General features: G+C 66.3%; 12 protein-coding genes. 4 read left to right on the top strand and 8 right to left on the bottom strand.

Annotated elements, in window-relative coordinates; all coding sequences use genetic code 11:
- Positions 1-3 precede the first annotated feature (3 nt).
- Positions 4-1,431: an FAD-binding oxidoreductase gene (locus ACFSCW_RS03740; RefSeq protein WP_380889998.1), complete on the bottom strand. Its 1,428-nt coding sequence runs from the start codon at positions 1,429-1,431 to the stop codon at positions 4-6.
- Positions 1,432-1,487: 56 nt separating this feature from the next.
- On the opposite strand from ACFSCW_RS03740, the gene ACFSCW_RS03735 reads away from it, so the two are divergent.
- Complete coding sequence (locus tag ACFSCW_RS03735; RefSeq protein ID WP_380887035.1) at positions 1,488-1,937, top strand: hypothetical protein; 450 nt, start codon at positions 1,488-1,490, stop codon at positions 1,935-1,937.
- Between the two features lie 83 nt (positions 1,938-2,020).
- The gene (locus ACFSCW_RS03730; protein WP_380887033.1) at positions 2,021-3,334 is read left to right on the top strand and encodes a DEAD/DEAH box helicase; all 1,314 of its coding nucleotides are present in this window, start codon (positions 2,021-2,023) and stop codon (positions 3,332-3,334) included.
- Here the strand turns inward: ACFSCW_RS03730 and ACFSCW_RS03725 are convergent.
- The 4 genes from ACFSCW_RS03725 to ACFSCW_RS03710 form a co-directional block, all read right to left on the bottom strand.
- Positions 3,331-4,236: a sulfotransferase domain-containing protein gene (locus tag ACFSCW_RS03725; RefSeq protein WP_380887031.1), complete on the bottom strand. Its 906-nt coding sequence runs from the start codon at positions 4,234-4,236 to the stop codon at positions 3,331-3,333. The two genes, ACFSCW_RS03730 and ACFSCW_RS03725, sit on opposite strands and share 4 nt — an antisense overlap.
- Before the next feature lie 98 nt (positions 4,237-4,334).
- Positions 4,335-4,916 carry a PilZ domain-containing protein gene (locus ACFSCW_RS03720; protein WP_380887029.1) on the bottom strand — a complete coding sequence of 194 codons (582 nt, stop codon included), beginning with the start codon at positions 4,914-4,916 and terminating at the stop codon, positions 4,335-4,337.
- 67 nt (positions 4,917-4,983) lie between these two features.
- Positions 4,984-6,111 carry a tRNA guanosine(34) transglycosylase Tgt gene (gene tgt / locus ACFSCW_RS03715; RefSeq protein WP_380887027.1) on the bottom strand — a complete coding sequence of 376 codons (1,128 nt, stop codon included), beginning with the start codon at positions 6,109-6,111 and terminating at the stop codon, positions 4,984-4,986.
- 46 nt (positions 6,112-6,157) lie between these two features.
- A complete protein-coding gene (locus ACFSCW_RS03710; protein ID WP_380887025.1) occupies positions 6,158-7,069 on the bottom strand; it encodes a bifunctional helix-turn-helix transcriptional regulator/GNAT family N-acetyltransferase in 912 nt (303 codons plus the stop codon).
- Positions 7,070-7,179: 110 nt separating this feature from the next.
- Here ACFSCW_RS03710 and ACFSCW_RS03705 point away from each other — a divergent pair, with 110 nt between their 5' ends.
- A complete protein-coding gene (locus tag ACFSCW_RS03705) occupies positions 7,180-8,733 on the top strand; it encodes an MFS transporter (RefSeq protein ID WP_380887023.1) in 1,554 nt (517 codons plus the stop codon).
- 98 nt (positions 8,734-8,831) lie between these two features.
- Positions 8,832-9,230, top strand: coding sequence for a JAB domain-containing protein (locus ACFSCW_RS03700; RefSeq protein WP_380887021.1), 399 nt, complete (start codon positions 8,832-8,834; stop codon positions 9,228-9,230).
- Here the strand turns inward: ACFSCW_RS03700 and ACFSCW_RS03695 are convergent.
- From ACFSCW_RS03695 to ACFSCW_RS03685, 3 genes are all read right to left on the bottom strand, one after another.
- On the bottom strand, positions 9,222-9,938 hold the full coding sequence (locus ACFSCW_RS03695; protein ID WP_380887019.1) for a class I SAM-dependent methyltransferase: 717 nt from the start codon (positions 9,936-9,938) through the stop codon (positions 9,222-9,224). The two genes, ACFSCW_RS03700 and ACFSCW_RS03695, sit on opposite strands and share 9 nt — an antisense overlap.
- Positions 9,935-11,062 (bottom strand): peptide chain release factor 2, encoded by a 1,128-nt coding sequence (prfB, locus tag ACFSCW_RS03690; RefSeq protein ID WP_380887017.1) that lies wholly within the window; start codon positions 11,060-11,062, stop codon positions 9,935-9,937. Before prfB ends, ACFSCW_RS03695 begins: the two co-directional genes overlap by 4 nt.
- A gap of 104 nt (positions 11,063-11,166) precedes the next feature.
- Positions 11,167-13,680, bottom strand: coding sequence for a penicillin-binding protein 1A (locus tag ACFSCW_RS03685; RefSeq protein ID WP_380887015.1), 2,514 nt, complete (start codon positions 13,678-13,680; stop codon positions 11,167-11,169).
- Positions 13,681-13,719: the final 39 nt, after the last annotated feature.

The following is a 13,719-nucleotide window of genomic DNA, read 5'->3' as shown; positions in this document are numbered from 1 at the left end:
GCTCTATGGTGCGGCGGCTTCCGAGGCAAGACTTGGCACCAGCTTGCCGGGATTCATGATGCCGAGCGGATCGAACGCGGCCTTAAGCGACGCGAGCGCCTTAAGCCGCGCCGGATCGGTCAGCCGGGCAAAGGCGTCCAGCTTCATCTGGCCGATGCCGTGCTCGGCAGAGATCGAACCGCCCACCGCAACGATCCGGTCGTAAACGAAGGCGCTGATCGGCTTACCCGCCGTTGTCGCCCAATCCGGGGCCGCCCCAGCCGGGGCGCGGACGTGGAAATGGACATTGCCGTCGCCCAAGTGCCCAAAAGCGCCCGCGCTGACGCCCGGGAAAGCGCGCTCGACTTCGGCCGCGGCCGACAGCATGAAATCCGGCATCGCCGCCACCGGCACAGCGATGTCGTGCTGCACCGCGGGCCCCTCGGCGCGCTCCGCTTCCGAGATGGATTCGCGAATGCGCCAGAACGCCGCTGCGTGCATCTCACTTTCGGCGATTGCGCCGTCGGAGATGAGGCCGGCATCCAGCGCCCAACTCAGCACCGCTTCGACGGATTCTCGCACGCCATGCCCCCCGGCGATCTCGATCAGCGCGTGCCAGGGCGGCGCGGTTTGCAGGGGCGCACGCGTGCCGGGAACGTGCGCCAGCACCAGGCCGAGGGAATGGGCCGGCACCAGTTCGAAACTCTCGACTGCAAAGCCCTCGCCTTCCAGTCGGCGCAGCAGGCTCAGCGCGTCGTGCGGCGAAGAGAGGCCAACCCAGCCGGTCACCACCTCTTCGGGTAGAGGCACAAGCTGGAGCGTTGCCGCAGTGATGATGCCGAGCGTGCCTTCCGCGCCAATCAGCAATTGCTTGAGGTCCGGCCCGCGATTGTCCTTTTTGAGCGCCGCGAGGCTGTCCAGCACCGACCCGTCGGGCAGCACAGCCTCCAGCCCCGCCACCAGTGACCGCATCGTGCCGAAACGCAGCACTTGAGTGCCCCCAGCATTGGTCGCGCACAGCCCGCCGATCGTCGCCGAGCCCTTGGCGCCCAGCGACAGCGGAAAGCGCAGGCCATGCTCGCGCGCCGCGTCGTGCAGCTCGCTCAGGATCACGCCGGCTTCCGCAACCGCAAGCCCCGCCTCGGCATCGATGTTCCGTACGCGGTTCATGCGCCGAAGCGACAGGATCAACGCATTGCCGCTCGAATCCGGCGTCGCACCGCCGACCATGGAGGTGTTGCCACCCTGCGGGACAATCGGCACGCGATGCGCGGCGCACAGGCGTATGACCGACGCGACTTCGGCCGTACCGGGCGGGCTCGCCAGCGCGAGCGCCGCGCCGTGATAGCGGCCGCGCCAGTCGCTTAGCCACGGGGCCATCGCCTCCGGATCGCGCGTCAGTCCTTTCGGCCCGAGCGCTGCGGCCAGCGCGTTCAGAAACTCTTCCCGCATCACGTCCGCGCTTATAAGTCTCTTACCCACGAAGGGAAATTCATGGGCGGTTCAATATGCGGGCGTCATCGCCCGCCGATGGGGTGCTTGCTGTGACGATCGGATCGATTGTCGCGCTGCTGCTGGCGAGCAGCGGCGACGGCACGGTTCTGTTTGCCCAGCTCACCATCCGCCAGCAGCTCATCATTCGCGTGCCCTCCCGCGTGCGGCTGCCGCCCGACCCGGTGCCGTACAAGGAAAAGGACGGGCCCAAATGCGTGGCCGCCGATGAACTGGCCGGCGCACAAATCTCCAATTACGGCGTCGATCTGCTGCTGAGAGGCGGCAAGCGCGTGCGCGCCAAGCTCGCCGGCGACTGCCCGCCGCTCGATTATTACTCCGGCTTCTACATTCGCCAGGGTTCGGACGGGAAAGTCTGCGAAGGCCGAGACTCCATCCGCGTTCGATCGGGCGGTTCCTGCGAAATCGATCGTTTTCGTGCCTTGGTGCCGCTTCGGAAGAAGTGATTTCTTGACTTTGCACGGCAGTTAACCCAAGCGCGCGCGGCGGGCGTTGCGGCTTGTCGCCGCCCCTTTTCTTCAGGATTTCGATGAGCTTTGCCGATCTCGGCCTTTCCGACGAGCTTCTGAAAGCCGTCAACGATTCCGGTTATACGGAACCGACCCCGATTCAGCGCCAGGCAGTCCCGTCGGTGCTGATGGGCCGCGACCTGATTGGCATCGCTCAGACCGGCACCGGCAAGACCGCCGCGTTCGTGCTGCCGATGATCGACATCCTCGGCCACGGCCGCAGCCGGGCGCGCATGCCGCGCTCGCTGATCTTGGAACCGACGCGCGAGCTGGCGGCTCAGGTCGCCGAGAATTTCGACAAATACGGCAAATACCACAAGCTCTCGATGGCGCTGCTGATCGGCGGCGTCTCAATGGGCGATCAGCAAAAGGCGCTCGAAAAAGGCGTCGACGTGCTGATCGCGACGCCGGGCCGGCTAATGGACCTGTTCGGCCGCGGCAATATCCTGCTGACCGGCTGCGAATTGCTCGTCATCGACGAAGCCGATCGCATGCTCGACATGGGGTTCATCCCGGACATCGAGGAAATCTGCACCAAGCTGCCGAAAAAGCGGCAGACCCTGCTGTTCTCCGCGACGATGCCGGCGCCGATCAAGAAGCTCGCCGACAAATTCCTGACCGAGCCGAAATCGGTCGAAGTCGCGCGCCCCGCCACCGCCAATGCCTCGATCGAGCAGCGGCTGGTCGAGACCTCCTCGCGAGACAAGCGCGACACGTTGCGCGGCCTGCTCCGCGTCGACGACGTCGCCACCGCGATCATTTTCGCCAACCGCAAGACGACCGTTCGCGACCTGGCGAGCAGCCTGAAACGCGACGGCTTCGCGGTCGGCCAGATCCACGGCGACATGGAGCAGCCGGAGCGCCTGCGCGAGCTCGACCGGTTCAAGCTCGGCGAAATCAACATCCTCGTCGCCTCCGACGTCGCCGCCCGCGGGCTCGACATCAAGGGCGTCAGCCACGTCTTCAACTATGACGTGCCTTGGCACCCCGACGACTATGTCCACCGCATCGGCCGCACCGGCCGCGCCGGCGCGACCGGCAAGGCGTTCACGCTGATCACCAGTGAAGACGCCGAGGCCGTCGCCAATATCGAGAAGCTGACCGGCCAGTCGATCGTCCGCGTCGGCAAGCCGACAGCTGCGGCCGACCCGAAACCGGTGCGCGAGCCGAGGAAACGGCCCGAGCGGCAGGAGCGTGCCGAGCGCCAGGAACGCCCCGCGCGCGAGGAACGCCCGCGTCGCGAAGAGCGCCGCCCCTCCCCCGTCCGCGCCGAAGCGCCGGACGAAGGCTGGAACGGTCCGATCCCGGCCTTCCTGGAAGTCGGGCTGGCCTAGGCCGGGCCGCCGTTCGCGAGCCAGTTGGCGCACTGAGGACCAAGTTCCGCAAGCGCCAGCGTCTCGTACCGGCTGACATCTTCGGCGGTGAGCACATCGCGCCAGCGCCCGTTCGTCCCCTTGTTAATGAACGTGCCCGCCCCGCCTTCCCAGGGTTGGCCGCCCAGCGGCACGACATGCGCGGCATGGCGCTTCATATAGTCGAAGCTGCAATGCTCCAGGATGCGCGGCCAGAGCGCGTCCGCCACCTCGATCTCTAGAAAGGCCGCGATCTCGCGGATCATCCGCTCCGGATCGGCTTTCAGGTCGGCGAAGTGGACGAGCATGACGTTCGGCAAGTGCCGCGCGTGCCACCAGGTCCGCACATTCTCCCAGAACGACCAGAGCGGCGCGCCATCGCCTTCCATCCAATCGATGAAGAACTGGCGCACATCGGCGGGCAAGCGCGGCATCGGCGGGCCGACGCGGCCCGGCGTGTCGTTCAGCAGGTCGTAGAACTCGTCCTTCACTTTGGCGAAGTGGTTGTGCGCGCTCCACGCCACGTCCCGACCGTCGCGGGCGATGTAGAGATATTTGGCGTCGGGGTCGAAGGCGAACGCATCGAGCGGCAAGTGCGTCTTGATGAAGCGGCGATGCGTCTGCGCCTCCAGCATCGCCAGCGTTTCGGCGCGTGGCAGCACACGCATGTCGAGCCAGGGCGACAGGCTCGCCACGTCAATCCCTTCGGCGCCTTCGAAGATCAACTGCGACACGATCTGCTGCATCCATGTCGTTCCCGACTTGGCGTAAGTCGCGATGACGATATCGTCGCTCCGGAAAGGAAAATCGTTCCAGACCGTCGAGTCCATATGGTGGTTGTGCAGCTCCCGCGTCTTTTGCGGCCAGCTTGTGCGCTGAAGCATGACTGTCTCCCATCAAGTCGATGCTGCCGATAGCGCGGCCGATCGGGAAGGCAGTTGCTTCGCGACGAGAGTTTCGGATGCAGCGACGAGGCTGCAGGTCAGCACCGGCCTTGCGCGCGCTCCGCGACCAATCGGTCGGCAATCTTGCGCAGGAGCTGCTCGACCTCGTCGATCTGCTGCAGCACCACGCCGTGCCGACCAAGCACGTCGGGATCGTCGGCCAGCGCCTCGTTCGCGGCCTCGGTCAGCCGCAGCGCGTAACTGATTTCATCGGCCAGCCGCTTGCCGACCGCGGCCGCGCCGACCAGAGCTTCGGTCTCGTTGAAACTGGGGACTGCCTTGTTCTGGCGAAGCGCCTGCTGGATCGCGTCGACTCGGCCCTGATGCGCGGGGGCGCCCTTGCGGCGGATCATGTCCGGAACCGAGACCAGTTGGGTGAAGGACAATCCGCAGCGCCCCTCGGCGCGCCACATCACCGTTGCCGGGATGCGATAGTCGCTACGGTGAAGCACGACGCGCTCGCCCTGTTCCGGCAAGCCGCGGCCCTCGACCATCGCGCCCGCGACCGAGAGATTCCGAACAAACACATTCTGCACCGTGCCGCCGAATTCGATCGCGGCCGAGAGCATGGTGTTGGTGCGGGAGCTCTCCCGAAGTTCTTCCGTTGCGGCTGCGGACAATGTTCTTCTCGCCGTTCTCGACCCGATCGCCGTTCCCTTAACCGCGGAAGCTTGAAAAAGCGTTGCGTCAGGCAGCGCCTTTGTATCGCTCCCGAAACGTCGCCCCGAACGCACCCAGCCGACCGCCCGCGATCGCCGTGCGCAGCCCGTCCATGAGCTGCTGGTAGAAGCTCAGATTATGCTCGGTCATCAGCATCGCGCCGAGAATTTCGCCGGCGCGGACGAGATGATGGAGATAGGCGCGGCTCCAGGTTGCGCAGACCGCGCAGCCGCATTCCGGATCGAGTGGGCCCTGGTCTTCGGCAAATCGCGCGTTGCGGATGTTGATCGGCCCATCGGCGGTAAAGGCCTGACCGGTCCGGCCGCTGCGCGTCGGCAGCACGCAATCGAACATGTCGATGCCGCGCTCGACCGCGCCGACAATGTCGTCGGGCTTGCCGACACCCATCAGGTAACGCGGCCTGTCCACCGGAAGCTGGCCGGGCGCATAGTCGAGCACGCCGAACATCGCTTCCTGCCCCTCGCCAACCGCGAGGCCGCCCACGGCATAACCGTCGAAGCCGATCTCGATCAGGCGCTCGGCCGAGACCTGCCGCAAGTCGCGATCCAGCGCGCCCTGCTGGATGCCGAACTGCGCCGCGCGCTCGGCATGATCCCCGCCGCCCAGGAACGCGTCGCGCGACCGACGCGCCCAGCGCATCGACCGCTCCATCGCCGCCGCCTGCACGTCGCGCGTCGATGTCGTCGGCACCAGCTCGTCGAACGCCATCACGATGTCCGATCCGAGCAGCCGCTGGATTTCCGTTGAACGCTCCGGCGAGATCATGTGCCGCGCGCCATCGAGATGCGACTTGAACGCGACGCCTTCCTCCGAGCGCTTGGTGAGCTCCGACAGGCTCATCACCTGATAGCCGCCGCTGTCGGTCAGGATCGGCCGCTCCCAGCCCATGAAGGCGTGCAGGCCGCCCAGCCGCGCCACGCGCTCGGCGCCGGGCCGCAGCATCAGGTGATAGGTGTTGCCCAGGATGATGTCGGCGCCGGTGCCGCGGACATCGGCCGGCTTCATCGCCTTCACGGTGGCGGCGGTGCCGACCGGCATGAAGGCAGGCGTGCGAACTTCGCCGCGCAGCATCCGGATCATGCCGGTGCGCGCAGGCCCGTCAGTCGCGGCGATCGTGAACTGGAAGCGAGACATCGCGCCGCCTTGCCGACCGTTGCGCGCGGAGTCGAGCGGCGGCAGGTCAACGAAGCGGCATTCGCCAGATCTCGCCCTGCTCGGGCTTGCCGAACTCCGTGTGCGTCGAGACTTCGGTAATGCGGAAGCCGACCGCATCGTAGATTCGCCGCGCACTCGTCAGCACGCTGTGCGTCCACAACATGATCTCGCGATAGCCTGCATCGCTCGCGAAATCGACGCAGCGCCGGACCAGTGCCTCGCCGATCCCCAGCCCCCGCGCCCACGGCTCGACATAGAGAAGCCGGAGCTGGGCGACGTCCCCTCCCGCGTCGACCAGGGAGATCGACCCAGCCATCACGCCGGCGCGCTCGGCGATCCAGCATTGCTCGCGATCCGGTTTGAAGTTTTTGAGGAAGCCGGACGTGACTTCGCCGAGCAGCGCTTCCATCGGCGCATTCCAGCCCCAGCCTTCGGCATACAGGATCGCCTGCCGAGCGGTCACCATTCCCATGTCGCCGGTTCGGAACGGTCGGATGGCATAGTCGTCGGCTTGACCGCCGCTCAACAACGCCCGCGTTGTGTCCAGCGCCGCGACGAGCGTGGATTGGTCGGGGCCGCCAAGCCCGGCGATGCTGTCCTCCACCCGTGCGCGCTGGCGGTCGTCGAGCGCCGCGAAAGCGGCTCGCCCCTCCGAAGTCAGCGCGATCGGACGCAGCCGCGCATCGTCGCCGCCCCGCCCGCGGCTGATCCAGCCGCGCTTCTGCATCTTGCCGACGATGCGGCTCAGATAGCCCGCGTCGACGCCCAGCTCCGCCTGGATTTCCCGCGCCACCGGCGCTTCGCGCGTCGCGATTTCATACAGCACACGCGCCTCCACCAGCGACAGGTCCGTGTCCAGAAAGCGCGCGTCGAGAGCGCCCGCCAGTCGCGTGTAGAACCGGTTGAACCGCCGGATTGCCTCGATTGCATCTTCCATTTCGACGGCTTGCGCCACTTAGTTGCTTTCGTCAACTAATCGCAAAACCGCTTGGCAGCGGCAGTAAAGCCGCTAGCCATAGGCGCCGCACAGCAGAGGGAACGATCGACTTGGCCACGACTGCCGCACGCGCGCCGCGCCATAGCCGCGGTTACGCGAACTATGTTCTGGGCATTCTCTTCCTCGTCTATGTGCTGAACTTCATCGATCGGCAGATCCTCAGCATCCTTGCCAAGGACGTAAAAAAGGATCTGGGTCTCAACGACGCCGATATCGGCTTCCTGTTTGGCACCGCCTTCGGCGTCTTCTATTCGCTGTTCGGCATTCCGCTCGGACGGCTTGCGGACAATTGGCACCGGGTGCGGCTGATCACGATCGGGCTGGCGATCTGGTCGGCGATGACGGCTTTTTCCGGCCTCGCACGCACGGGCCTCCAGCTCACTGCCGCGCGGATCGGCGTCGGCGTCGGCGAGGCAACCGCATCGCCCTGCGCCTATTCGCTGATCTCCGACTATTTCCCGCGCGAACGGCGCGCGACGGCGCTGGCGATCTATTCGTCGGGCATCTTCATCGGCGGCGGCGTGTCCTTGTTCATCGGCGGCGCGATCGTCGATAGCTGGAACCGGTCCTTCCCAGGCGGCCATTGGGGGCTCGTCGGCTGGCAGGTCGCGTTCATGGCGGTGGGCCTGCCCGGGCTGCTCCTTGCGCTGCTCGTCTCCACTTTGCGCGAGCCGATCCGCGGCGAATCCGACGGCCTGGCAATGGCGCCCTCGGGTGAGCCGTTCCGCGATTTCCTCGGCGAGCTGGTCGCGATCATCCCGCCGCTGACGCTGATCGGCGCAGCCCGTCGCGGAGCAGGCGCGCTCGCGGTCAATCTGGTCGCCGTCGCGGTAGCGGCCGCCGCCACCTGGTTGCTGACTTTGGCGACCGGTGACGCGGCGCAATGGATCGCCGTGTGTGGCGGCGCCTATGCGGTCTTCTCATGGGCGGCCGCGCTCAGGGATCGCGACCCCGCCACGTTCAAGCTCATCTGGGGAACGCCGGCGTTCCTGTTCGTGTCGCTCGGCTACGGCCTGATCTCGTTCGTGTCCTACGGCGTCGCGGCTTTCGGCGCGCTCTACGCCGAAACCGTGCTGCACCAGCCCAAGACCGAAGTCGGGCTGTTTCTTGGTGGCGGCGCGGCGGCAGGCGGCTTCCTCGGCATCGTGCTTGGCGGACGCATCGCCGACGGGCTGAAGCAGCGCCACGCCTGGGGCCGCATCCCGGTCATCATGGCAGGCACGCTGCTGCCGGTGCCGTTCCTGATCTACGCCTACACGACCGGCAACCCGGTCGGCTTCTACATCGCCAGCTTTTTCATGAGCGGTCTCGCCAGCGCCGCGCTCGGCCCCGCAGGCGCGACGACGCAGGACCTGGTGCTGCCACGGATGCGCGGCACGGCGACGGCGACCTTCTTCATCGCCACGGCTTTGGTCGGCCTCGCTCTTGGACCCTATTTCGCGGGATTCATGTCGAAAGCGACCGGCGAGCTCCGCACCGGCGTGCTCTCGCTGCTTGCGGTGGGGCCGGTCTCGCTGATCCTGCTTGCCCTGGCCTGGCGCGCCGTGCCCGCGGCCGAGGCTTCGGTGCGCGAGCGCGCCCGGGCGGCAGGCGAGGCCATCTGAGGCAGTTCATCCGAAACGGACCAAACTTCAAGCCTTCTCTCCGTTCCGGATAATGGCGTTGCGGAAATCGGCTGCGGGGCTGGCCATAGGGCGCGGCCATGCAGCGCGTCCGCGGCCGGCTTCCCCAGATCATTGCCAGCCGCGATGACGCCGTCGCTTTGTTCGCACCGCGCCTTGCTGACGCCCAGGACGAAAATCTCTACGTCGCCCATCTCGATCGTGAGCGTCGCCTGCTCGCGCTTTGCCTCGCGCCCGGCCGTGGCCGGCAGATCGATGTGCCGCTCCGCACGATCATCCGCGACGCGCTCGAGTTCGACACGGCAAGCCTCGTCCTCGCGCACAACCATCCGAGCGGCGATCCGACACCGAGCTCGGACGATCTTTACGTCACAAGGCGGCTGATCCACGTCGCACGGGCGCTGGAAGTGGGCGTGCTCGACCACCTCGTCTTCGCTGCAAAAGGCTTCGTGTCGTTCCGCGACCGCGGACTATTGTGAGGTACAGGGCTTGATGTAGCGTGGCTCCGGGCGCGGCCCCTTCGCTTCGAACGCCGCGAAATAGCCGCCCGCGTTCGGCATCGGTTCGATCCGGGCGAGCTGATAGCCGACCGCCGCGAACTCGCAGCGCAGCAGCGCCGGCGGCGTGCCGTGCGCCTGGGTCGGCCGGTCGGCGTCGACGACGATCACTTGTCCGCCGGCCTTCAGCGCGGGGCGCAGGTTCCATAGGAACTCATAGGGCTCGCCGATCTCGTGATACATGTGCACCATGAAGACGCGGTCGAAGCTGTTCGGCGGCAGCTTCGGATCGGCCGGCTCGCCGAGCTTGACCGACACATTGTCCAGCCGTTCGCGATTGACGCGCTCGGCCAGCGCATCGCGCACTTCCGGCACGATATCCTGCGCAAGCACGCGGCCCTTCGGGCCGACGCGCGTCGCCAGCCGGACCGTGTAATACCCCTCGCCCGCGCCGATGTCGGCGACCGTCATGCCCGGCGCCGTGCCGGCTCGGTCCATGACTTCCTCGGCTTCCTTCAGCCGGTCGCGGGTTTCCTCGTCGGACCAGCGCGCGGAGACGATCGGCGAGACTGGGCGATGAGCTTTCGGGAACGGCGAATGCTTCTCGCGTGCGACCGCGGCGTTCTGCTCGGCCGGCATCTGGCAGCCGGCGAGCAGCATCAACGCAATCGCGGGTGCGAAGCGCATCATTCGACGTCCTCGACCTCGACCTTCTCGCCGGTCACGCGCTGGCTGAGCGCCGCCGCCATAAAGGCATCGAGGTCGCCGTCGAGCACGTCGCCCGGCGCGGTCGAGGTGACGCCGGTGCGCAGGTCCTTCACGAGCTGATAGGGCTGGAGCACATAGGACCGGATCTGGTGCCCCCAGCCGATATCGGTCTTGCTGGCGTTGGTCGCATTCGCTTCCGCTTCGCGCCGCTGCAGCTCGCGCTCGAACAGCTTGGCGCGGAGCTGGCCATAGGCCTCGGCGCGGTTCTTGTGCTGCGATCGCTGGCTTTGCGACTGGACGACGATGCCGGTCGGTAAGTGTGTGATTCTCACCGCAGAGTCGGTCGTGTTGATATGCTGCCCGCCGGCGCCGGATGCCCGGAAGGTGTCGATACGCAGATCGCTCTCGACGATCTCTATATCAATGTCATCGTCAACCACCGGGTAGACCCAGACGCTGGCAAAGCTGGTGTGGCGTCGCGCGTTCGAATCATAGGGGCTGATCCGGACGAGGCGGTGCACGCCGCTTTCCGTCTTCGCATAGCCATAGGCGTTCTCGCCCTTCAGCAGCAAAGTCGCCGACTTGATGCCGGCCTGCTCGCCGGCGTGATAGTCGATCAGCTCGACCTTCATGCCGTGGCGTTCGGCCCATCGCGTGTACATGCGCTGCAACATGCCGGCCCAGTCCTGGCTCTCGGTGCCCCCCGCGCCGGCGTTCACTTCGACATAGGTGTCGTTGGCGTCCGCTTCGCCGGCGAGCAACGCCGCGACCTTGTCCTTCTCCGCCCGCTCGGCCAACGCCGCGAGGCTCGCGACGCCTTCGTCGACCAGCGCTTCGTCGCCTTCGGCCTCGGCCATCTCCATCAGCTCGACCGTATCATCGCGCTCGCGTTCGATCGCGCGAGTGGCCGCAATCGCTTCGTCCAGCCTCCGGCGCTCGCGCATCACCGCCTGCGCCTGTTTCGGGTCGTTCCAGAGCGACTGATCCTCGACCTTCGCGTTCAGCTCGTCGAGGCGGCGCAGCGCGCGGTCCCAATCCAGGAATCGGCGCAACAGCGCGAGCGCGTCATTGATCTGATCGACATGGGCTTGCGCTTCGGCGCGCATCTTCTTCTCCGTGGACTGTTCCCCGGCGAAAGCCGGGGTCCAGGCATTCTATTTGAACTGGATCCCGGCCTTCGCCGGGACACGGTCCGCACATGCGTGCGGCCCTAGTAAATCCCGCCTTCGCGCTCAAGGAACTCGGCGTCGCGCGGGCCCTGGCGCACGCCGACGTCGGGCGGCAGCAGCTTTTCCTTGGGGCGCGCAGCGATTTCCTCGCGGCGGATCGTGCGGCGCGGCTCGCTTTCCGGCTTGAACGCTTCCCAGATCACTGCCGGCTTCGGATCGTCCAGCGACGGGAACGTGCCGAACACTTTCTTGCCGGATCGTCGATCGATGCGGACCATGCGAATGCCGGGCGCCGCACGGAACGGCACGATCGGCATATCCTTCAGCGCTTCCTTGGCGAACTGCTTGAAAATCGGCGCCGCCAGCGTGCCGCCCTGGGCATAGCCGCCGAGCGAGCGCGGCTGGTCGTAACCAATATAGGTGCCGGAAATCAGGTCCGGCGTGCCGCCGACGAACCAGACGTTGGTCGGGCCACTCGTCGTGCCGGTCTTGCCCATCATCGGCCGGTTGAGCTCGCGCAGCGTTTGCGCCGTGCCGCGCTGGACGACGCCTTCAAGGATATGGACGACCTGATAGGCGGTCATCGGATCCATCAACTGCCGGCCGCGCAGCGGCGGGCGCGGCATCGCCTTGCCGTCCCAATCCCTGGCGTTGCAGTTGCGCATCAGCGCGCAGCGGCCGTCCGCGCGGTAGATCACCTTGCCGTGCCGGTCCTGCACATAGTCGATCAGCGTCGGCTTCAGCTCGCGACCCAAGGAGACGAGCTGCGAGAAGGCGTTGGTCATCTTGAGCGGCGTGGTCTCGCCCGCACCCAGCGCGATCGACAGATAGGGCGTGTAATTGCCGATCCCCATCCGCGCGATCGTCTTCACGACATTGTCCATGCCGGTCTGCGACGCGGCGCGGACCGTCATCAAGTTACGCGACTGCTCGATGCCCCAACGCATCGTTTGCGGACCGGCATAGCCGCCAGAGAAGTTGCGGAAGCATTTCTGGCCGAGCAGCGCCGACTGATAAACGCAGAACGGCCCGTCGACGAGGATCGTTGCAGGCGTCATGCCGTTGTCGAGCGCCGACGCATAGACGAACGGCTTGATCGTCGATCCCGGCTGGCGAAGCGCCTGGGTCGCGTTGTTGAAGGTATGGACCCGGCTGTCCCAGCCGCCCTGCATCGCCATGATGCGGCCGTTGTTCGGGTCCTCGACGACCATTGCCCCTGATACTGCCGGTATCGTGCGAAGCGTCCAGGTCGATCCTTCCTGCTTCACCACGATCACGTCGCCCGGCTGAAGCGCGTCGAACGCGGTGCCGCCTTGTCCGGCAACCGGCATGGACGCAGCGCCGGCCGGCATCGATGCAGTCTGGCCGCTCGGGAAGCCGATCGTCGCCTCGCCGCCCGCTTTCTGCAGCACGATCGCGACCCGCCAATCCGGATAGCCGGCGCCGAGATTGGCTGCAGCAAGGCGCTGCGCCCAGTTGCCATCGGTCGACAGCTTCTTGATCGGCCCGTGCCACCCCTTGCCGCGATCGTAGCGCGCAAGGCCATCGCGCAACGCGGTCTCCGCCAGCTCCTGGAAACGGGGGTTCAGCGAAGTCCGCACCCATAGGCCGCCCGCGTAAAGGCTGTTCGGCCCGCCTTCCGCATTCTCGCCATAACGCTGGATCAGTTCGCGGCGCACTTCCTCGAGGAAATAGCCCGCATTCGCTTCGAAGCGCGTGCCCTGGCGCGGCACCGTGCCGAGCGGCGTGGCGCGGGCTTGATCGCGCTGCTCGGCGCTGATGAAGCCATTCTGCTCCATTTCGCCGAGCACCCAGTTGCGGCGCTCCATCGCGCGGTCGGTGTGGCGTTCGGGATCGTAGTTGCTCGGCGCCTTGGGCAGGATGGCGAGATACGCCATTTCCGGCAGCGTCAGCTGCTCGACGTCCTTGTCGAAATAGGCGCGGCTCGCCGCCTGCACGCCATAGGCGTTCCGGCCCAGGAAGATCTGGTTGAGATACAGCTCCATGATCTGCTCTTTGGTCAGGGCAGATTCGATGCGGTTGGCGAGGATCGCCTCTCGCACCTTGCGCTTGTAACTGAGCTCGTTGCCCAGCAGCAGGTTCTTGGCGACCTGCTGCGTGATGGTCGATGCTCCGATCGGGCGGCCGCTATGGGTCAGGTTGGTGATGACGGCGCGGAAGATGCCGAAATAATCGACGCCGTGGTGGCGGAAGAAGTTCTTGTCCTCCGCCGACATATAGGCGCGCACCAGCAGCGGTGGGAACTCGGCATAGGCGAGCTGCACGCGCCGCTCGCGGGCGTAGGAATGAACCGGCGTGCCGTCGATCGCACGGACGTTGGTCGGCAGCGGCGGCTCGTAGGTCCGCAGCTTGTCGACCGAGGGCAGGTCGCGCGCAAAAACCAGCCAGACAACGGCATACAGAAGCACCAACAGCCCGAGCGCGTAGGCGGCGAGCCGAACCACCCGCCGCGACCACAAATCCCGAACCGTTTCCCGAAATTTGCCCGACCGCTTCAGGGTAAAGCGCGAGCCCGCCGTTTCAGACTGTTCCATCCGGCTGCAGGCTCTAGCAAGATTCGCGCGCTTTGAAAC

The organism is Sphingomonas tabacisoli (assembly GCF_042678385.1).
GTDB classification, from domain to species: Bacteria; Pseudomonadota; Alphaproteobacteria; order Sphingomonadales; family Sphingomonadaceae; genus Sphingomonas_B; species Sphingomonas_B tabacisoli.
The sequence above is the reverse complement of the archived record's forward strand: the minus strand, read 5'-3'. Positions and strand labels throughout refer to the sequence as shown.